Annotated in this window: 28 protein-coding genes; all 28 read left to right on the top strand. The window is 38.7% G+C overall.

Annotated elements, in window-relative coordinates; translation table 11 throughout:
• Nucleotides 1-19: 19 nt before the first annotated feature.
• Nucleotides 20-3,619: a DNA-directed RNA polymerase subunit beta' gene (gene rpoC / locus ACTJJ9_RS16865; protein WP_440768771.1), complete on the top strand. Its 3,600-nt coding sequence runs from the start codon at nucleotides 20-22 to the stop codon at nucleotides 3,617-3,619.
• A gap of 117 nt (nucleotides 3,620-3,736) precedes the next feature.
• A complete protein-coding gene (locus tag ACTJJ9_RS16860; protein WP_095301350.1) occupies nucleotides 3,737-3,985 on the top strand; it encodes a 50S ribosomal protein L7ae-like protein in 249 nt (82 codons plus the stop codon).
• 108 nt (nucleotides 3,986-4,093) lie between these two features.
• Entirely contained in the window at nucleotides 4,094-4,516 is a 423-nt protein-coding gene (gene rpsL / locus ACTJJ9_RS16855) for a 30S ribosomal protein S12 (protein ID WP_095301351.1), read from the top strand.
• A gap of 42 nt (nucleotides 4,517-4,558) precedes the next feature.
• Nucleotides 4,559-5,029 (top strand): 30S ribosomal protein S7, encoded by a 471-nt coding sequence (gene rpsG / locus ACTJJ9_RS16850; RefSeq protein WP_095301352.1) that lies wholly within the window; start codon nucleotides 4,559-4,561, stop codon nucleotides 5,027-5,029.
• Between the two features lie 53 nt (nucleotides 5,030-5,082).
• A complete protein-coding gene (gene fusA, locus ACTJJ9_RS16845; protein ID WP_145582374.1) occupies nucleotides 5,083-7,161 on the top strand; it encodes an elongation factor G in 2,079 nt (692 codons plus the stop codon).
• A gap of 113 nt (nucleotides 7,162-7,274) precedes the next feature.
• Nucleotides 7,275-8,462, top strand: a complete 1,188-nt coding sequence (gene tuf / locus ACTJJ9_RS16840; RefSeq protein WP_145582373.1) for an elongation factor Tu — start codon at nucleotides 7,275-7,277, stop codon at nucleotides 8,460-8,462.
• A 385-nt stretch (nucleotides 8,463-8,847) separates the two neighbouring features.
• Nucleotides 8,848-9,156, top strand: a complete 309-nt coding sequence (rpsJ, locus tag ACTJJ9_RS16835; protein ID WP_095301355.1) for a 30S ribosomal protein S10 — start codon at nucleotides 8,848-8,850, stop codon at nucleotides 9,154-9,156.
• A 42-nt stretch (nucleotides 9,157-9,198) separates the two neighbouring features.
• Nucleotides 9,199-9,828, top strand: a complete 630-nt coding sequence (rplC, locus tag ACTJJ9_RS16830; protein WP_095301356.1) for a 50S ribosomal protein L3 — start codon at nucleotides 9,199-9,201, stop codon at nucleotides 9,826-9,828.
• 27 nt (nucleotides 9,829-9,855) lie between these two features.
• Complete coding sequence (gene rplD / locus ACTJJ9_RS16825) at nucleotides 9,856-10,479, top strand: 50S ribosomal protein L4 (protein WP_095301357.1); 624 nt, start codon at nucleotides 9,856-9,858, stop codon at nucleotides 10,477-10,479.
• Nucleotides 10,479-10,766, top strand: a complete 288-nt coding sequence (rplW, locus tag ACTJJ9_RS16820) for a 50S ribosomal protein L23 (protein ID WP_095301358.1) — start codon at nucleotides 10,479-10,481, stop codon at nucleotides 10,764-10,766. The genes rplD and rplW overlap by 1 nt, the downstream gene beginning before the upstream one ends.
• 27 nt (nucleotides 10,767-10,793) lie before the next feature.
• Complete coding sequence (gene rplB, locus ACTJJ9_RS16815) at nucleotides 10,794-11,624, top strand: 50S ribosomal protein L2 (protein WP_095301359.1); 831 nt, start codon at nucleotides 10,794-10,796, stop codon at nucleotides 11,622-11,624.
• A 57-nt stretch (nucleotides 11,625-11,681) separates the two neighbouring features.
• A complete protein-coding gene (gene rpsS, locus ACTJJ9_RS16810; RefSeq protein WP_095301360.1) occupies nucleotides 11,682-11,960 on the top strand; it encodes a 30S ribosomal protein S19 in 279 nt (92 codons plus the stop codon).
• Nucleotides 11,961-11,977: 17 nt separating this feature from the next.
• Nucleotides 11,978-12,322 carry a 50S ribosomal protein L22 gene (gene rplV / locus ACTJJ9_RS16805; protein WP_095301361.1) on the top strand — a complete coding sequence of 115 codons (345 nt, stop codon included), beginning with the start codon at nucleotides 11,978-11,980 and terminating at the stop codon, nucleotides 12,320-12,322.
• 3 nt (nucleotides 12,323-12,325) lie between these two features.
• Complete coding sequence (rpsC, locus tag ACTJJ9_RS16800) at nucleotides 12,326-12,982, top strand: 30S ribosomal protein S3 (RefSeq protein WP_095301362.1); 657 nt, start codon at nucleotides 12,326-12,328, stop codon at nucleotides 12,980-12,982.
• 1 nt (nucleotide 12,983) lies between these two features.
• Nucleotides 12,984-13,418, top strand: a complete 435-nt coding sequence (gene rplP / locus ACTJJ9_RS16795) for a 50S ribosomal protein L16 (RefSeq protein ID WP_440768770.1) — start codon at nucleotides 12,984-12,986, stop codon at nucleotides 13,416-13,418.
• Nucleotides 13,408-13,611: a 50S ribosomal protein L29 gene (rpmC, locus tag ACTJJ9_RS16790; protein ID WP_095301363.1), complete on the top strand. Its 204-nt coding sequence runs from the start codon at nucleotides 13,408-13,410 to the stop codon at nucleotides 13,609-13,611. The genes rplP and rpmC overlap by 11 nt, the downstream gene beginning before the upstream one ends.
• Before the next feature lie 21 nt (nucleotides 13,612-13,632).
• Nucleotides 13,633-13,896 (top strand): 30S ribosomal protein S17, encoded by a 264-nt coding sequence (gene rpsQ, locus ACTJJ9_RS16785; RefSeq protein WP_095301364.1) that lies wholly within the window; start codon nucleotides 13,633-13,635, stop codon nucleotides 13,894-13,896.
• 38 nt (nucleotides 13,897-13,934) lie between these two features.
• On the top strand, nucleotides 13,935-14,303 hold the full coding sequence (gene rplN / locus ACTJJ9_RS16780; protein ID WP_095301365.1) for a 50S ribosomal protein L14: 369 nt from the start codon (nucleotides 13,935-13,937) through the stop codon (nucleotides 14,301-14,303).
• A 36-nt stretch (nucleotides 14,304-14,339) separates the two neighbouring features.
• The gene (gene rplX / locus ACTJJ9_RS16775) at nucleotides 14,340-14,651 is read left to right on the top strand and encodes a 50S ribosomal protein L24 (protein ID WP_095301366.1); all 312 of its coding nucleotides are present in this window, start codon (nucleotides 14,340-14,342) and stop codon (nucleotides 14,649-14,651) included.
• 25 nt (nucleotides 14,652-14,676) lie between these two features.
• The gene (rplE, locus tag ACTJJ9_RS16770; RefSeq protein WP_095301367.1) at nucleotides 14,677-15,216 is read left to right on the top strand and encodes a 50S ribosomal protein L5; all 540 of its coding nucleotides are present in this window, start codon (nucleotides 14,677-14,679) and stop codon (nucleotides 15,214-15,216) included.
• 25 nt (nucleotides 15,217-15,241) lie between these two features.
• Entirely contained in the window at nucleotides 15,242-15,427 is a 186-nt protein-coding gene (gene rpsN / locus ACTJJ9_RS16765) for a 30S ribosomal protein S14 (protein WP_010285078.1), read from the top strand.
• 30 nt (nucleotides 15,428-15,457) lie between these two features.
• Entirely contained in the window at nucleotides 15,458-15,856 is a 399-nt protein-coding gene (gene rpsH / locus ACTJJ9_RS16760; protein ID WP_095301368.1) for a 30S ribosomal protein S8, read from the top strand.
• Between the two features lie 29 nt (nucleotides 15,857-15,885).
• Entirely contained in the window at nucleotides 15,886-16,425 is a 540-nt protein-coding gene (gene rplF, locus ACTJJ9_RS16755; protein ID WP_095301369.1) for a 50S ribosomal protein L6, read from the top strand.
• 33 nt (nucleotides 16,426-16,458) lie between these two features.
• Nucleotides 16,459-16,821 (top strand): 50S ribosomal protein L18, encoded by a 363-nt coding sequence (gene rplR / locus ACTJJ9_RS16750; protein ID WP_095301370.1) that lies wholly within the window; start codon nucleotides 16,459-16,461, stop codon nucleotides 16,819-16,821.
• Between the two features lie 23 nt (nucleotides 16,822-16,844).
• Nucleotides 16,845-17,345 carry a 30S ribosomal protein S5 gene (gene rpsE / locus ACTJJ9_RS16745; protein WP_095301371.1) on the top strand — a complete coding sequence of 167 codons (501 nt, stop codon included), beginning with the start codon at nucleotides 16,845-16,847 and terminating at the stop codon, nucleotides 17,343-17,345.
• A gap of 13 nt (nucleotides 17,346-17,358) precedes the next feature.
• Nucleotides 17,359-17,541, top strand: a complete 183-nt coding sequence (rpmD, locus tag ACTJJ9_RS16740) for a 50S ribosomal protein L30 (RefSeq protein WP_095301372.1) — start codon at nucleotides 17,359-17,361, stop codon at nucleotides 17,539-17,541.
• A 31-nt stretch (nucleotides 17,542-17,572) separates the two neighbouring features.
• Entirely contained in the window at nucleotides 17,573-18,013 is a 441-nt protein-coding gene (gene rplO, locus ACTJJ9_RS16735) for a 50S ribosomal protein L15 (protein ID WP_095301373.1), read from the top strand.
• Nucleotides 18,013-19,302, top strand: coding sequence for a preprotein translocase subunit SecY (gene secY, locus ACTJJ9_RS16730; RefSeq protein ID WP_145582372.1), 1,290 nt, complete (start codon nucleotides 18,013-18,015; stop codon nucleotides 19,300-19,302). The genes rplO and secY overlap by 1 nt, the downstream gene beginning before the upstream one ends.
• The last annotated feature ends 20 nt before the right edge of the window (nucleotides 19,303-19,322 follow it).

Raw genomic sequence — 19,322 nt, 5'->3', positions numbered from 1 at the left:
GAAAAGGGAGGTAGGCCCCTTGATAGATGTTAATAATTTTGAATATATGAGCATCGGCTTAGCTTCACCAGATAAAATCCGTTCTTGGTCTTTTGGTGAAGTGAAAAAACCAGAAACAATTAACTATCGTACTTTAAAGCCAGAAAAGGATGGACTTTTCTGTGAACGTATTTTTGGACCAACAAAGGATTGGGAATGTCATTGCGGTAAATACAAAAGAGTCCGTTATAAAGGTGTAGTTTGTGACCGCTGTGGCGTTGAGGTTACTCGTGCAAAAGTTCGTCGTGAAAGAATGGGGCATATTGAACTAGCGGCTCCTGTGTCACATATTTGGTACTTTAAAGGTATTCCTAGTCGTATGGGATTAGTACTAGACATGTCTCCAAGAGCGTTAGAAGAAGTTATTTATTTTGCTTCCTACGTTACAACTGATACTGGTGATACTCCACTCGAGAAAAAACAATTGTTATCTGAAAAGGAATATCGTGCATACCGTGAAAAATACGGTAACACATTCCAAGCATCAATGGGTGCTGAAGCAATTAAAAAGCTTTTATCTGATATTGATTTAGATAAAGAAGTGGATGCATTAAAAGAGGAACTAAAAACAGCCCAAGGACAACGTAGAACTCGTGCGATTAAACGTCTTGAAGTTCTTGAAGCATTCCGTAATTCTGGAAACGAACCTTCTTGGATGATTTTAGATGTTCTTCCTGTCATTCCACCTGAACTACGTCCTATGGTACAGCTTGATGGTGGACGTTTTGCAACATCTGATTTAAATGATTTATATAGACGTGTTATTAATCGTAACAATCGCTTAAAGCGTCTATTGGATTTAGGTGCTCCAAGCATTATCGTTCAAAATGAAAAGCGTATGCTCCAAGAAGCAGTAGATGCGTTAATTGACAATGGACGTCGTGGACGCCCTGTAACTGGACCTGGTAACAGACCATTGAAGTCTCTTTCACATATGTTGAAAGGTAAGCAAGGACGTTTCCGTCAAAATCTATTAGGGAAACGTGTTGACTATTCAGGTCGTTCAGTTATCGTTGTTGGACCAAACTTAAAAATGTATCAATGTGGATTACCGAAGGAAATGGCTCTTGAATTATTTAAGCCGTTTGTTATGAAAGAACTAGTTGAAAAAGGTTTAGCACACAATATTAAAAGTGCAAAACGAAAAATTGAAAGAGTACAGCCGGAAGTATGGGATGTTTTAGAATCGGTTATTAAAGAACACCCAGTATTACTAAACCGTGCTCCGACTCTTCACAGACTAGGGATTCAGGCGTTTGAACCAACATTGGTTGAAGGTCGTGCAATTCGCCTACATCCACTTGTATGTACGGCATATAATGCTGACTTTGATGGTGACCAAATGGCGGTACACGTTCCTTTATCTGCAGAAGCTCAAGCAGAAGCACGTATCTTAATGCTTGCTGCACAAAACATTTTGAACCCTAAAGATGGAAAACCAGTTGTTACACCATCTCAAGACATGGTTTTAGGTAACTATTACTTAACTCTTGAACGTGAAGGTGCAATTGGTGAAGGTATGATATTTAATGATACCAATGAAGCATTGCTAGCATATCAAAATGGTTATGTGCATTTACACACACGTGTGGCTGTAAATGCTGGTTCATTAAATAATGAAACATTTACTGAAGAGCAAAACAAAATGCTGTTAATTACAACAGTGGGTAAGCTTATTTTTAATGAGATTTTGCCGAAATCATTCCCATACATGAATGAACCGACAAAACAGAACATTGAAGATAAAACACCTGAGAAATATTTTGTTGATACAAATGTAAATGTAAAAGAGCATATTGCTGCTCAGGAGGAAATTGCTCCGTTCAAAAAAGGTATCCTTGGAAAAATCATTGCGGAAATCTTCAAGAAGTTCCATATTACAGAAACTTCAAAGATGTTGGACCGCATGAAAAATCTTGGATTTAAATATTCTACAAAAGCAGGTATCACTGTTGGTGTAGCTGACATTATCGTATTAAAAGAGAAACAAGAAATTATTAGCGAAGCACAAGCAAAAGTTGATAATGTTATGAAACAGTTCAGAAGAGGATTAATTACAGAAGATGAACGTTATGAACGTGTCATCTCAATCTGGAGTGCTGCCAAAGATAATATTCAAGGGAAATTAATGGCGTCTCTTGATAAGCGAAATCCAATCTTCATGATGAGTGACTCTGGTGCCCGTGGTAACGCATCGAACTTTACACAATTAGCTGGTATGCGTGGACTTATGGCCAACCCGGCTGGACGTATTATCGAATTACCAATTAAATCAAGTTTCCGTGAGGGACTAACGGTATTAGAGTACTTTATCTCTACTCACGGTGCTCGTAAAGGTCTTGCCGATACAGCACTTAAAACAGCAGACTCTGGTTACTTAACACGTCGACTAGTAGATGTTGCCCAAGATGTTATCATCCGTGAAGATGACTGTGGAACAGACCGTGGTATTCGTGCTGAAGCTATTAAAGAAGGTACTGAAATTATCGAGAAGCTTGATGAGCGCTTGATTGGAAGATACTGTCGTAAAGCAGTCAAACATCCTGAAACTGGTAAGATTATTGTAAATGAAAACGAACTAATTACTGAGGACATAGCTGTAGAGATTATCGAAGCTGGTATTGATGCAGTTTGGATTCGTTCTGCATTTACATGTAACACTAGACATGGTGTTTGTAAAAAATGTTATGGACGTAATTTAGCGACAGGTAGTGAGGTTGAAGTCGGTGAAGCTGTAGGTATCATTGCTGCACAATCAATCGGAGAACCTGGTACTCAGTTAACAATGCGTACGTTCCATACAGGTGGGGTTGCTGGAGACGATATCACTCAAGGTTTACCTCGTATTCAAGAACTCTTTGAAGCTAGAAATCCTAAAGGTCAAGCAATTATCTCTGAAATCGATGGTGTTGTAGCAGAAATCAACGAAGTAAGTGAAAAACAACAAGAAATTGTTATTCAAGGTGAAGTTGAATCACGTTCGTACACTGCGCCATATAATGCACGCTTGAAAGTAGCGCAAGGAGATAAAATAGAAAGCGGTCAGGTATTGACTGAAGGTTCTATTGATCCAAAAGAATTATTAAAAGTTAAAGATTTACAAGCAGTTCAAACATATCTACTACGTGAAGTTCAAAAAGTATACCGTATGCAAGGGGTAGAAATTGGTGATAAGCACGTAGAGGTAATGGTTCGTCAAATGTTACGTAAGGTCAGAGTAATGGACGCTGGAGATACAGATGTATTACCAGGAACACTTCTTGATATCCATCAGTTTACTGATGCAAACAAGCAAGTATTACTAGAAGGTAAACGACCAGCAACAGGTAGACCAGTTCTACTTGGTATTACGAAGGCATCACTTGAAACAGATTCATTCCTATCTGCTGCGTCATTCCAAGAGACAACACGTGTACTAACAGATGCGGCAATTAAAGGAAAACGTGATGAATTACTTGGACTGAAAGAAAATGTTATCATTGGTAAACTTGTTCCGGCTGGTACAGGTATGCCGAGATATCGCCAATCTGAACCAATCATGAAGGTAGAGCAAGCCGAAGAGGTTGTTTCAGTAGACTAATGTAATTGAAGATGGATGTTAAACTTTTTCACTAGGAATGTTGACATCCATCTTTTCTGATGTTAATATATTCAAGGTGTGTTAGTCACAACCTGTTACTTTGGAGGATATTTGATTATGTCTTATGAAAAAGTATCACAGGCACATAAAATCATTGTTGGTACAAAGCAAACAGTTAAAGCCCTGTTAAATAATCAAGTTAAAGAAATTGTCATTGCTGAAGATGCAGAACCAAGAATAATTAACAAAGTTATTCAAACTGCGGAACAAATGCAAGTACCTTTAACGAAAGTTTCTTCTATGAAAAAGCTTGGTAAAGCTTGCGGAATAGAGGTAGGAGCTGCAGCTGTAGCTATAATCCAGTAAAAACTGTTTTTGCACGATGAAAATAGTCATTATGCAGAAACTTTGTTTTTGCCTAAATATGAACCACCTGGATGTGTGGGATTAAAAGATGAGGGGAGGATATCCAAAATGCCTACAATTAATCAACTAGTTCGTAAAGGACGCGTAAGCAAAGTTGTGAAATCAGATTCACCAGCTTTGAATAAAGGTTACAATAGCTTCAAGAAAGAGCAAACAGATGTATCATCACCTCAAAAACGTGGTGTATGTACTCGTGTAGGTACGATGACGCCTAAGAAACCAAACTCAGCGCTTCGTAAATATGCTCGTGTACGTTTAACAAACGGTATTGAAGTAACTGCTTATATTCCTGGTATCGGTCATAACTTACAAGAGCACAGCGTTGTGTTAATCCGTGGAGGTCGTGTAAAAGACTTACCAGGGGTACGTTATCACATCGTGCGTGGAGCACTTGATACTGCAGGTGTAGATGGACGTATGCAAGGTCGTTCTAAATACGGTACAAAGCGTCCAAAAGCTGCAAAAAAATAATATAAATAAAATTTCAAACTAATTTGAAGGGAGGAACATAACATGCCACGTAAAGGTCCTGTAGCAAAAAGAGATGTATTACCAGATCCACTTTACAATTCAAAGCTTGTTACACGTTTAGTAAATAGAATTATGATCGACGGGAAAAGAGGTAAAGCACAATCTGTACTTTACAATGCTTTCGATCTAATCAAAGAACGTTCTGGAAAAGAACCTATGGAAGTGTTTGAACAAGCACTTAAGAACATCATGCCTGTTCTTGAAGTTAAAGCTCGCCGTGTTGGTGGTGCTAACTATCAAGTACCAGTAGAAGTTCGTCCAGATCGTCGTACTACTTTAGGTCTTCGTTGGTTAGTTAACTACGCTCGTCTTCGTGGAGAAAAAACAATGGAAGAGCGTTTAGCTAATGAAATTCTTGATGCAGCTAACAATACTGGTGCTGCTGTTAAGAAGCGTGAAGATACACATAAAATGGCTGAAGCAAATAAAGCATTTGCTCACTATCGTTGGTAATCAATATAATATAAATATACTAAATTTCCTATTAGGAAGGAGAAATTTACCCAATGGCAAGAGAGTTCTCCTTAGAAAATACTCGTAATATTGGTATCATGGCTCATATCGATGCTGGTAAAACAACAACAACTGAGCGTGTACTTTATTACACTGGTCGTATTCATAAAATTGGTGAAACTCATGAAGGTGCATCTCAGATGGACTGGATGGAGCAAGAACAAGAACGTGGAATCACGATCACATCTGCTGCAACTACAGCGCAGTGGAAAGGTCATCGCGTAAACATCATTGACACTCCTGGACACGTAGACTTCACAGTTGAAGTTGAACGTTCATTACGTGTTCTTGATGGTGCGATCGCTGTTCTTGATGCTCAATCAGGTGTTGAACCACAAACTGAAACAGTTTGGCGTCAAGCAACAACTTATGGAGTACCACGTGTTGTATTCGTTAATAAAATGGATAAAATCGGTGCAGACTTCATATATTCAGTGAATACATTGCATGATCGTCTTCAAGCAAATGCTCATCCAATTCAATTACCGATTGGTGCTGAGGATCAATTTGAAGGTATCATCGATTTAGTCGAAATGAAAGCTACGTTCTATGGTAATGACTTAGGAACTGATATCGAAGAGAGAGAAATTCCTGAAGAATACCAAGATCAAGCAAACGAATACCGTGAAAGATTAGTTGAAGCAGTTGCTGAATTAGATGAAGAGTTAATGGAAAAATACCTTGGTGGTGAAGAAATCACTAACGAAGAGCTTAAAGCAGCAATTCGTAAAGGTACAGTTAATGTTGAATTCTATCCAGTTATCTGTGGATCAGCTTTCAAAAATAAAGGTGTTCAAAAAATGTTAGATGCAGTAATCGACTACTTACCATCTCCATTAGACGTACCTGCAATCAAAGGTACTGTTCCTGATAGTGATGAGGAAGTAACTCGTGAATCTAGCGACGATGCTCCATTCGCTGCATTAGCATTTAAAGTTATGACAGACCCATATGTAGGTAAACTTACATTCTTCCGCGTTTACTCTGGTACATTAAGTTCTGGATCATATGTTCAAAACTCTACTAAAGGTAAACGTGAACGTGTAGGACGTATCTTACAAATGCATGCAAACAGCCGTGAGGAAATCTCTCAAGTACATGCGGGTGATATTGCTGCAGCAGTTGGTTTGAAAGATACAACAACTGGTGATACTTTATGTGATGACAAAAACTTAGTTATCTTAGAGTCTATGGTATTCCCTGAGCCAGTTATTGAGCTTTCAGTTGAACCAAAATCAAAAGCAGACCAAGATAAAATGACGACTGCTTTACAAAAACTTCAAGAAGAGGACCCTACATTTAGAGCTCACACTAACCCAGAAACTGGTCAAACGATCATTGCTGGTATGGGTGAACTTCACTTAGATATTCTCGTTGACCGTATGAAGCGTGAATTCAAAGTTGAAGCAAATGTTGGTGCACCTCAAGTAGCATATCGTGAAACATTCCGCCAAGGAGCAAAAGTTGAAGGTAAATTTGCTCGTCAATCTGGTGGTCGTGGACAATTCGGACATGTTTGGATCGAGTTTGAACCAAATGAAGAAGGTAAAGGCTTCGAATTTGAAAACAAAATCGTCGGTGGTGTAGTACCACGTGAATATGTTCCTGCTGTTCAAGCTGGTCTTGAAGATGCAATGCAAAACGGTGTATTAGCTGGTTATCCACTAGTAGACGTTAAAGCTGCACTAGTTGACGGATCTTACCATGATGTTGACTCAAGTGAAATGGCGTTTAAAGTTGCTGCTTCTTTAGCTCTTAAAAATGCTGTTTCAAAATGTAACCCAGTAATTCTTGAACCTGTCATGAAGGTTGAAGTTGTTGTACCAGAAGAGTACATGGGTGATATCATGGGTCAAGTAACTGCTCGTCGTGGACGTGTAGAAGGTATGGAAGCACGCGGTAACGCTCAAGTTGTTCGTGCAATGATTCCACTTTCTGAAATGTTTGGATATGCGACAGCATTACGTTCAAGTACTCAAGGTCGCGGTGTTTTCACAATGCACTTTGATCACTATGAAGAAGTACCAAAATCAGTTGCAGAAGAAATTATTAAAAAAAATAAAGGTGAGTAATTGATTTTACCCCTTTGTTGAGATATAACTACTTATGTGAGAACAGAAAGTGTTTACATCACTTTCTGTTACATAAATCCTAAAAAAATTAAACTCTAAGGAGGATTTTTAGAATGGCTAAAGAAAAATTCGATCGTTCCAAAACGCATGCTAATATCGGTACAATTGGTCACGTTGACCATGGTAAAACTACATTAACAGCTGCTATCACAACTGTTCTTGCTAAACAAGGCGGCGGTGAAGCAAAAGGTTATGATCAAATCGATGCTGCTCCAGAAGAACGTGAGCGTGGTATTACAATCAATACTTCACACGTTGAATATGAAACAGCTACTCGTCACTATGCACACGTTGACTGCCCAGGACACGCTGACTATGTTAAAAACATGATCACTGGTGCTGCACAAATGGATGGTGGTATCCTAGTAGTATCTGCTGCTGACGGTCCAATGCCACAAACTCGTGAGCACATCCTTTTATCTCGTCAAGTAGGTGTACCATACCTTGTTGTATTCTTAAACAAATGTGACATGGTTGATGATGAAGAGTTATTAGAACTTGTTGAAATGGAAGTTCGTGACCTTCTTTCTGAATATGAATTCCCTGGTGATGATGTACCAGTAATCAAAGGTTCTGCTCTTAAAGCATTAGAAGGAGAGCCTGAGTGGGAAGAAAAAATCGTTGAATTAATGAACGCTGTTGACGAGTATATCCCAACTCCAGAACGTGACACTGACAAGCCATTCATGATGCCAGTTGAGGATGTATTCTCAATCACTGGTCGTGGAACAGTTGCTACAGGTCGTGTAGAGCGTGGACAAGTTAAAGTTGGTGACGTTGTTGACATCATCGGTTTAGTTGAAGAGCCAAAGAACACAACTGTAACAGGTGTTGAAATGTTCCGTAAGCTTCTTGACTATGCTGAAGCTGGAGATAACATCGGTGCACTTCTTCGTGGCGTTTCTCGTGATGAAGTACAACGTGGACAAGTACTTGCTAAACCAGGTACAATCACTCCACACACTAAGTTCAAAGCTGAAGTTTACGTATTATCAAAAGAAGAAGGTGGACGTCACACTCCATTCTTCTCAAACTACCGCCCACAGTTCTACTTCCGTACAACTGACGTAACTGGTATCTGCCAATTACCAGAAGGCGTAGAAATGGTAATGCCTGGTGATAACGTTGAAATGTCTGTTGAGCTTATCGCTCCAATCGCGATTGAAGAAGGAACTAAATTCTCAATCCGTGAAGGTGGACGTACAGTAGGCGCTGGCGTTGTAGCTTCTATCCAAGAATAATTAACTATAATAGTTAGAAAAGACGAGTATTTGTTACTCGTCTTTTTTTGTGCATTATATCCTTTATATGAAACTAATCGATTTCATCTTTTCACAATTAATTAGAAAAGGTATTTTTAAGGATGATAGAAAATAAAACCATCTAGAATGAACTTGATAATCAACTATAATCTATGTATAATATGAAAAGTGCGCAAGAATACTATATAACTTTAATTTATTCTTGCATCTATCACGGTTTTTTTGTATAATAGACAATGTTGGTCTTTGACTGCGATGAGGCAGGAGGTTGCCGATACACACGGCCGCTTTGCCATGGCGTGTGTAGGAAAATTTCTGCTGAGAAAATGTCTATTTTAAAAATAGGCGAAAAGGAGGGAAAATAATGGCAAAACAAAAGATTCGTATTCGTTTAAAAGCTTATGATCATAGAATTCTTGATCAATCAGCTGAGAAAATCGTTGAAACTGCAAAACGTTCTGGAGCAAGTGTTTCTGGTCCAATTCCATTACCAACTGAAAGATCTGTATACACAATCCTACGTGCGGTTCATAAGTACAAAGATTCTCGTGAACAATTCGAAATGCGTACGCATAAGCGTTTAATTGATATCATCAACCCAACACCACAAACAGTTGATGCATTAATGCGTTTAGACTTACCATCTGGTGTTGACATCGAAATCAAATTATAATTTTAAGAATAATTTCTACGGAATATATAGGAGGTGTGACTCATGACCAAAGGAATCTTAGGAAGAAAAATTGGTATGACGCAAGTATTTGCTGAAAACGGCGATTTAATCCCTGTAACAGTTATTGAAGCTACTCCAAACGTTGTTCTTCAAAAGAAATCAGCTGAAACTGATGGATATAATGCTGTACAATTAGGTTTTGAAGATAAACGTGAAAAATTAGCTAACAAACCTGAAAAAGGACATGTTGCAAAAGCAAACACTGCACCTAAGCGCTTCGTTAAAGAACTTCGTGAAGCTAGCTTAGATGGTTACGAAGTTGGTCAAGAAGTCAAAGTTGATATTTTCACTGCTGGTGAAATTGTAGATGTAACAGGAATTTCTAAAGGGAAAGGTTTCCAAGGCTCAATTAAACGCCACGGACAATCTCGTGGACCTATGTCTCACGGTTCTCGCTATCATCGTCGCCCAGGTTCAATGGGACCTGTAGCTCCAAACCGAGTTTTCAAAAACAAATTATTACCTGGACGTATGGGTGGAGAACGTATTACAGTTCAAAACTTAGAAATCGTTAAAGTAGATGCAGAACGCAATCTATTATTAGTTAAAGGTAATGTACCTGGAGCTAAAAAAGCACTTATCACTGTAAAAAGCGCAGTTAAATCTAAATAATTTCTTTAGGAAAGGAGGAATTGGATAATGCCGAAAGTAGCATTATTAAACCAATCTGGATCTAATGTTGGAGAAATTGAACTAAATGATTCTGTATTTGGTATCGAACCTAATCAGCACGTATTATTTGATGCGGTTATCATGCAAAGAGCTTCCTTACGTCAAGGAACTCATAAAGTAAAAAATCGTTCTGAAGTTGCAGGCGGAGGTCGTAAGCCTTGGCGCCAAAAGGGTACTGGTCGTGCTCGTCAAGGATCTATCCGTTCGCCACAATGGCGCGGTGGTGGTATCGTATTCGGACCAACTCCACGTTCATATTCTTATAAATTACCTAAAAAAGTTCGCCGTTTAGCGATCAAATCTGCTTTATCATCAAAAGTAATTGACAACAATATCGTTGTTTTAGAGGATTTAACGTTTAATGCACCAAAAACAAAAGAAATGACTGCAGTTCTTAAAGGTCTTTCTGTTGATAAAAAAGCATTAATCGTTACTGCTGACAACAATGAAAATGTTGCATTATCAGCACGTAATATCCCAGGCGTAACAGTTGTTACAGCTAATGGAGTAAACGTACTTGATGTACTTAACCATGATAAGCTTATTATGACGAAAGCTGCGGTGCAAAAAGTAGAGGAGGTGCTTGCATAATGAAAGATCCTCGTGATATTATTAAGCGCCCCGTAATCACTGAACGTTCAACAGATCTTATGACTGAAAAGAAATATACATTTGAAGTTGATGTTAAAGCAAATAAGACTGAAGTAAAAGATGCTATCGAAGCTATCTTTGGCGTAAAAGTTGAAAAAGTAAACATCATGAACTACAAAGGTAAATTAAAACGAGTAGGCCGTTACACTGGTTTAACAAACCGTCGTCGTAAGGCTATCATTAAACTCGCTGCGGATAGTAAAGAAATCGAATTATTCGAAGTATAATTTTAAAAGAAAAGGAGGGATATCGATATGGCGATTAAAAAATATAAACCAACCTCAAATGGTCGTCGTAATATGACTGTTTCTGATTTTGCTGAAATTACGACTGACAAACCAGAAAAATCGTTACTTGCACCTCTACACAGTAAAGGTGGACGTAATAACCAAGGTAAATTAACGGTTCGTCACCAAGGCGGCGGACATAAGCGCCAATATCGTGTGATCGATTTTAAACGCAACAAAGATGGAATACCAGGACGCGTTGCTACAATCGAGTACGATCCAAATCGTTCAGCTAACATCGCATTAATCAACTATGTTGATGGTGAGAAAAGATATATCCTTGCACCAAAGAACTTAACTGTAGGATTAGAAATCATGTCTGGTCCAGACGCTGATATTAAAGTAGGGAATGCACTTCCACTACAAAACATCCCAGTTGGTACTGTTGTGCATAACATTGAGTTAAAACCAGGTAAAGGCGGACAATTAGTTCGTTCTGCAGGTACATCTGCTCAAGTATTAGGTAAAGAAGGTAAATATGTACTTGTACGTTTAAATTCTGGTGAAGTACGTATGATTCTTGCTACTTGCCGTGCAACTATCGGTCAAGTTGGTAACGAACAACACGAACTTATTAATATTGGTAAAGCAGGTCGTTCTCGTTGGTTAGGTAAACGCCCAACTGTTCGTGGATCTGTAATGAACCCTAATGACCATCCACACGGTGGTGGTGAAGGTCGCGCTCCTATCGGACGTAAATCACCAATGTCACCATGGGGTAAACCAACTCTTGGAGCTAAGACTCGTAAGAAATCAAATAAATCAGATAAGTTTATCGTACGTCGTCGTAAAAAATAACGTGATTGAACTACGGTTCTTTCGAACCGTAGCACGATCGCGAAGGGAGGTACAATCATGGGCCGTAGCTTAAAAAAAGGACCATTCGTGGATGAACATTTAATGAGTAAAGTTGAAAAGTTAAATGAAGCGGATAAGAAACAAGTGATTAAAACTTGGTCTCGCCGTTCTACAATTTTCCCGCAATTCATTGGTCACACTATCGCTGTTTATGATGGACGTAAACATGTTCCTGTATATGTAACTGAGGACATGGTAGGTCACAAACTTGGTGAGTTTGCACCTACACGTACGTACAAAGGTCATGCAAGTGATGACAAGAAAACAAGACGTTAATGAGAGGAGGCATTTATATGCAACAATCTAAAGCTGTCGCTAAAACAGTTCGCATTGCTCCTCGTAAAGCTCGTTTAGTTTTAGATCTTATTCGAGGTAAGCAAGTAGGCGAAGCAGTAGCAATTTTAAACCATACTCCAAAAGCTGCTTCTCCAATCATTGAAAAAGTATTAAAATCAGCAGTGGCAAACGCTGAACATAACTATGAAATGGACATTAATAGCTTAGTTGTATCTGAAGCTTATGCAAATGAAGGTCCAACTCTAAAACGTTTCCGTCCACGTGCTCAAGGTCGTGCAAGTGCTATTAACAAACGTACTAGCCACATCACAATCATCTTAACAGAAAAGAAGGAGGGATAATCCGTGGGTCAAAAGGTAAATCCAGTCGGTCTTCGTATTGGAGTTATTCGTGATTGGGAGTCTAAATGGTTCGCTGGTAAAGACTACTCAACTCTTTTACATGAAGATATTAAAATTCGTGAATACATTAGCAAACGTCTTAATGATGCATCTGTTTCTAAAATTGAGATCGAGCGTGCTGCAAACCGTGTAAACATTACAATCCACACTGCAAAACCTGGTATGGTTATTGGTAAAGGTGGTACGGAAGTTGAAGCATTACGTAAAGCGTTGAACCAATTAACTGGCAAACGCGTCCACATCAACATTTTAGAAATCAAAAAAGCTGATTTAGATGCTAAATTAGTTGCTGAAAACATTGCACGTCAATTAGAAAACCGTATTTCTTTCCGTCGTGCTCAAAAACAAACTATTCAACGTGCAATGCGCGCTGGTGCACAAGGTATTAAAACTCAAGTATCTGGTCGTTTAGGTGGAGCAGATATCGCACGTGCGGAGCATTATAGCGAAGGAACAGTTCCACTTCACACTCTTCGTGCTGACATTGATTATGGAACAGCTGAAGCTGATACAACTTATGGTAAATTAGGTGTTAAAGTTTGGATCTATCGTGGAGAGGTTCTTCCTACTAAGAAGAAAACTGAGGAAGGAGGAAAATAATATGTTATTGCCAAAACGCGTAAAGTATCGCAGAGAACATCGTGGAAAAATGCGTGGTCGTGCGAAAGGCGGTACTGAAGTACACTTCGGTGAATTCGGTATTCAAGCATTAGAAGCTTCTTGGATTACTAACCGTCAAATCGAGGCTGCTCGTATTGCGATGACACGTTATATGAAACGTGGCGGTAAAGTTTGGATTAAAATCTTCCCTTCTAAACCATATACAGCAAAACCTCTTGAGGTTCGTATGGGATCTGGTAAAGGTGCTCCAGAAGGTTGGGTAGCAGTTGTTAAGCCAGGTAAAGTATTATTCGAAATTTCTGGTGTTTCTGAAGAAGTAGCGCGTGAAGCACTTCGCTTAGCTTCTCATAAATTACCGATTAAAACGAAATTCGTAAAACGTGAAGAAATTGGTGGTGAATCTATTGAAAGCTAATGAAATTCGTGACCTTACCACTGCTGAAATTGAACAAAAAGTAAAGTCTCTTAAAGAAGAGTTATTTAACCTTCGCTTTCAACTAGCGACAGGACAATTAGAAAATACTGCTCGCATCCGTGAAGTACGTAAATCGATCGCTCGTATGAAAACTGTTATCCGTGAAAGAGAGATCGCAGCTAATAATCGTTAATAAGAGAGGAGGTTTACGAAAATGAGTGAACGTAACCAACGTAAAGTGTATACTGGTCGTGTTGTTTCTGACAAAATGGATAAGACAATTACTGTTCTTGTAGAAACTTACAAAACACACTCGCTATACGGTAAACGAGTAAAATACTCTAAAAAGTTTAAAGCGCATGATGAAAACAACCAAGCTAAAATTGGTGATATCGTTAAAATCATGGAAACTCGTCCATTATCAGCTACTAAACGTTTCCGTCTAGTAGAAGTAGTAGAAGAAGCTATTATCATTTAATTTGTTCGGATAGTTAATTCCGAAGGGAGGTAACATAAGTGATCCAACAAGAATCTCGTTTAAAAGTTGCTGACAACTCTGGTGCTCGTGAAGTTCTTACAATCAAAGTATTAGGTGGTTCTGGTCGTAAAACTGCTAATATCGGTGATGTGATTGTTTGTACGGTAAAACAAGCAACACCAGGTGGCGTTGTCAAAAAAGGTGAAGTTGTAAAAGCGGTTATCGTTCGTACAAAGAGTGGTGCACGTCGTTCAGACGGTTCATATATCAAATTTGATGAAAATGCATGTGTTATCATCCGTGATGACAAGAGCCCTCGTGGAACTCGTATTTTCGGACCTGTTGCACGTGAATTACGTGAAAACAACTTCATGAAAATCGTTTCTTTAGCTCCGGAAGTATTATAATAAATTCGATTGCCTTACTAAGGAGGTGCAACTAGGATGCATGTTAAAAAAGGTGACAAAGTAATGGTTATCTCTGGTAAGGATAAAGGTAAACAAGGCGTTGTACTTGCTGCTTATCCGAAAAAAGATCGCGTACTTGTTGAGGGAGTTAATGTTGTGAAAAAACATTCAAAACCTTCTCAAGCTAATCCACAAGGTGGAATCTTAAACCAAGAGGCACCTATCCATGTATCAAATGTTATGCCACTTGACCCTAAATCTGGTGAGCCGACTCGCGTTGGTTATAAAGTGGTAGACGGTAAAAAGGTACGTGTAGCAAAAAAATCTGGTGAAACTTTAGATAAATAGTAAATAAGGAAGGGAGGTCTGTGGTATGAACCGCCTTAAAGAAAAGTATCAAAAAGAAATTACACCTGCATTAATGAGTAAGTTTTCTTACAAATCAGTAATGCAAGCTCCAAAAATTGAAAAAATCGTTATCAACATGGGTGTTGGTGATGCAGTTTCAAACTCAAAAGCATTGGATGTTGCTGTTGAAGAATTAGCTCAAATCACTGGTCAAAAACCAGTTATTACAAAAGCTAAAAAATCTATCGCTGGTTTCCGTCTTCGTGAAGGAATGCCTATCGGTGCAAAAGTTACATTACGCGGTGAGCGTATGTACCAATTCTTAGACAAATTAATTTCTGTTTCTTTACCACGTGTACGTGACTTCCGTGGGGTTTCTAAGAAATCATTTGACGGTCGTGGTAACTACACTTTAGGTGTTAAAGAGCAATTAATTTTCCCTGAGATTGATTATGATAAAGTTAACAAGGTTCGTGGTATGGATATCGTTATCGTAACAACTGCGAATACTGATGAAGAAGCACGCGAACTATTAACACAGTTCGGTATGCCGTTCCAAAAATAATCGCTAAGTAAAGGGAGGCGAAATTGTGGCTAAAAAATCAATGATTGCGAAGCAAAAACGCACTCAAAAGTTCAAAGTACAAGAGTACACTCGTTGTGAGCGTTGCGGACGTCCACATTCTGTACTACGCAAATTTAAGCTTTGCCGTATTTGTTTCCGTGAACTTGCTTATAAAGGTCAAATTCCAGGCGTGAAAAAAGCTAGCTGGTAAAACCGTAAAACGGGAAGGAGGTTATTTTAGATGGTTATGACAGATCCTATTGCAGATATGCTTACTCGCATTCGTAATGCGAACATGGTACGTCACGAGAAGCTTGAGTTCCCTGCTTCTAAAATTAAGAAAGAAATTGCTGAAATTTTAAAGCGTGAAGGTTTCGTTCGTGATGTTGAATATGTAGAAGATAACAAACAAGGTATCATTCGTATTTTCTTGAAATACGGATCAAACAATGAGCGTGTAATCACTGGTCTTAAAAGAATCAGTAAGCCAGGTTTACGTGTATATGCAAAAGCTGATGAAGTACCACGTGTACTTAACGGATTAGGAATTGCAATTGTTTCAACTTCTCAAGGTGTTTTGACTGATAAAGAAGCTCGTGCAAAACAAACTGGTGGAGAAGTATTAGCATACGTTTGGTAAAAAGTTCAAAAAGAATGGAGGTGTATTGAATGTCTCGTATTGGTAAAAAGCCACTAGAAATTCCTGCTGGTGTTACAGTTACAATCGCTGATGATAATACGGTAACAGTAAAAGGACCTAAAGGTGAATTAACTCGTACATTCAACTCTGATATTAAAATCTCTTTAGAAGATAACGTCTTAACTGTAAGTCGTCCTTCTGATGTTAAAGAACACCGTGCTCTTCACGGTACTACACGTAGTCTACTAGGTAATATGGTAGAAGGCGTTTCTAAAGGTTTTGAAAGAGGATTAGAACTAATCGGTGTCGGTTACCGTGCTTCTAAATCTGGAAATAAACTAGTTCTTAATGTTGGTTACTCACACCCTGTTGAAATCACACCTGAGGCTGGTATTGAAATCGAAGTACCATCTCAAACAAAAGTTCTTGTTAAAGGTACTGATAAAGAGCGTGTAGGTGCTATTGCAGCTAACATTCGTGACGTTCGTCCACCAGAACCTTACAAAGGTAAAGGTATTCGCTATGAAGGCGAACATGTACGTCGTAAAGAAGGTAAAACTGCGAAGTAATATCGCCTAGATGATAAGAAAGGAGTGACCTAAATGATTACTAAAGCTGATAAAAATGCTGTACGTAAAAAAAGACATGCGCGTGTACGTGCGAAATTAACAGGTACTGCTACTCGTCCACGTCTTAACGTATATCGTTCAAATCAACATATTTATGCACAAGTAATTGATGATACTAACTCTGTAACTTTAGTAAGTGCTTCTACTTTAGATAAAGATTTTGATCTTGATGCAAAAAGCAATGTCGAAGCTGCACAAAAAGTTGGCGAATTAGTTGCTAAACGTGCTATTGAAAAAGGTGTTAAATCAGTCGTTTTTGATCGTGGAGGATATTTATATCATGGTCGTATTAAAGCTCTAGCTGATGCAGCTCGCGAAGCTGGACTTGAATTTTAATCGCAAAAGGAGGGACATAAAGAATGCGTCGTATTGATCCAAACAAATTAGAGCTTGAAGAACGCGTAGTTACCGTTAACCGCGTAGCGAAGGTTGTTAAAGGTGGTCGTCGTTTCCGCTTTGCAGCACTTGTTGTTGTTGGTGATAAAAACGGTCACGTAGGTTTCGGTACTGGTAAAGCACAAGAGGTACCAGAAGCGATTCGTAAAGCAATTGAAGATGCAAAGAAAAACCTTATCGAAGTACCAATGGTAGGGACTACAATTCCTCACCAAGTTATCGGACAATTTGGAGCAGGAAATATTCTTTTAAAACCAGCATCCGAAGGTACAGGAGTTATCGCAGGAGGACCTGTTCGTGCGGTATTAGAATTAGCAGGTGTTGCTGATATCCTATCTAAATCTTTAGGTTCAAACACTCCAATTAATATGATTCGTGCTACTATTTCTGGTTTGAAAGACTTAAAGAGTGCTGAAGATGTTGCAAAGTTACGTGGAAAAACGGTAGAAGAACTGTTAGGATAAGGAGGGAACTAAAATGGCGAATAAGTTAGAAATTACCCTCACTCGCAGTGTGATTGGTCGTCCTGAGGATCAACGTGTTACTGTTAGAACACTTGGACTTAAAAAGTTACATCAAACTGTAGTACAAGATGATAATCCTGCGATTCGCGGTATGATTAATAAAGTGTCTCACTTAGTTACAGTAAAAGAACAATAATAGATACAACAATAAATAAGGAGGTGTCCCGATGAAACTTCATGAGTTGAAACCAGCAGAAGGATCACGTAAAACTCGTAATCGTGTTGGACGTGGTACAGGATCTGGTAACGGTAAAACAGCTGGTAAAGGTCATAAAGGACAAAACGCTCGTTCTGGTGGTGGAGTACGTCCAGGATTCGAAGGTGGTCAAACTCCTTTGTTCCGTCGTTTACCAAAACGTGGATTTACAAACATCAACCGTAAGGATTACGCAATTGTTAACCTTGAGACTCTTAATCGCTTTGAAGAAGGTACTGAGGTTACTCCAGAATTATTACTTGAAACAGGTATTGTTAGCAATGTAAAATCTGGTGTGAAAATCCTAGGTAACGGACAGTTAGAGAAAAAACTTACTGTAAAAGCTAACAAATTCTCTGCTTCAGCTAAAGAAGCTATTGAAAATGCTGGCGGTACAGCTGAGGTGATCTAATGTTAAAAACAATCTCCAATTTTATGCGCGTGGGTGATATTAGAAATAAAATTATATTCACCCTTTTAATGTTAGTAGTATTTCGTATTGGGACGTTCATTCCTGTGCCGAATGTTAATGCAGAAGTGCTTAAAGCACAGGATGAACTAAATGTATTCGGAATCTTAAACACATTCGGTGGCGGTGCATTATTTAATTTCTCAATCCTAGCGATGGGGATTATGCCATATATCACTGCATCAATTATCGTTCAACTTCTTCAAATGGATGTTGTTCCGAAATTCACTGAATGGTCTAAACAAGGTGATGTTGGGCGACGCAAGCTTGCTCAATTTACAAGATATTTTACGATAATATTAGGTTTTATCCAGGCGTTAGGTATGTCCTATGGGTTTAATGCTCAGTCAGGCGGTGCCTTAATTGAGAATCCCGGAATCGGCACATACTTGTTAATTGCGATTGTATTAACAGCTGGAACAGCATTTTTAATGTGGTTAGGGGAGCAAATTACCTCTAAAGGTGTTGGGAATGGTATTTCCGTTCTTATCTTTGCAGGGATTGTCGCGGGTATCCCATCTACATTGAATCAAATATATGCACAACAATTCGAAAATGCAGGGGATCAATTGTTTATTCGTATAATTACCGTTGTTATCCTTGTATTAGCAATATTAGCAGTAGTAGTAGGGGTTATTTTTATCCAACAAGCACTACGTAAGATTCCAATTCAATACGCTAAGCGTACTGGTAACAATATGGCTGGTGGTCAAACGACTCATCTACCATTAAAGGTTAACCCTGCTGGCGTTATTCCTGTAATCTTTGCTGTGTCGTTCGTCATTACACCTCCAACGATTGCTTCGTTTTTCGGTCCTAATGATGTAACGGAATGGATTCAAAAAATCTTTGATTATACTCAACCAATCGGTATGATTATCTACATTGCGTTAATTATTGCATTTGCATATTTCTACACATTTGTTCAAGTTAATCCTGAGCAAATGGCTGATAACTTGAAGAAACAAGGTGGCTATATACCTGGTATTCGTCCGGGAAAAAGCACGCAGGAATACGTTACAAAGGTATTATATCGTCTTACTTTTGTTGGTTCTATTTTCTTAGCAGCAATAGCTGTTCTTCCTGTTTTCTTCATTAAATTTGCTAACTTACCTGATTCTGCACAAATTGGTGGAACTAGCTTGTTAATCGTAGTAGGGGTTGCCCTTGAAACGATGAAACAACTAGAAAGTCAGTTAGTGAAGAGACATTATAAAGGTTTTATTAAATAATGGGGATATGGGAGCTGCTT

The sequence above is a fragment of the Metabacillus sp. 22489 genome (assembly GCF_052044855.1).
Taxonomy (GTDB): Bacteria; Bacillota; Bacilli; order Bacillales; family Bacillaceae; genus Metabacillus; species Metabacillus niabensis.
Note: the sequence above shows the minus strand (reverse complement) of the source record. Positions and strands in the feature narration are given on the sequence as shown.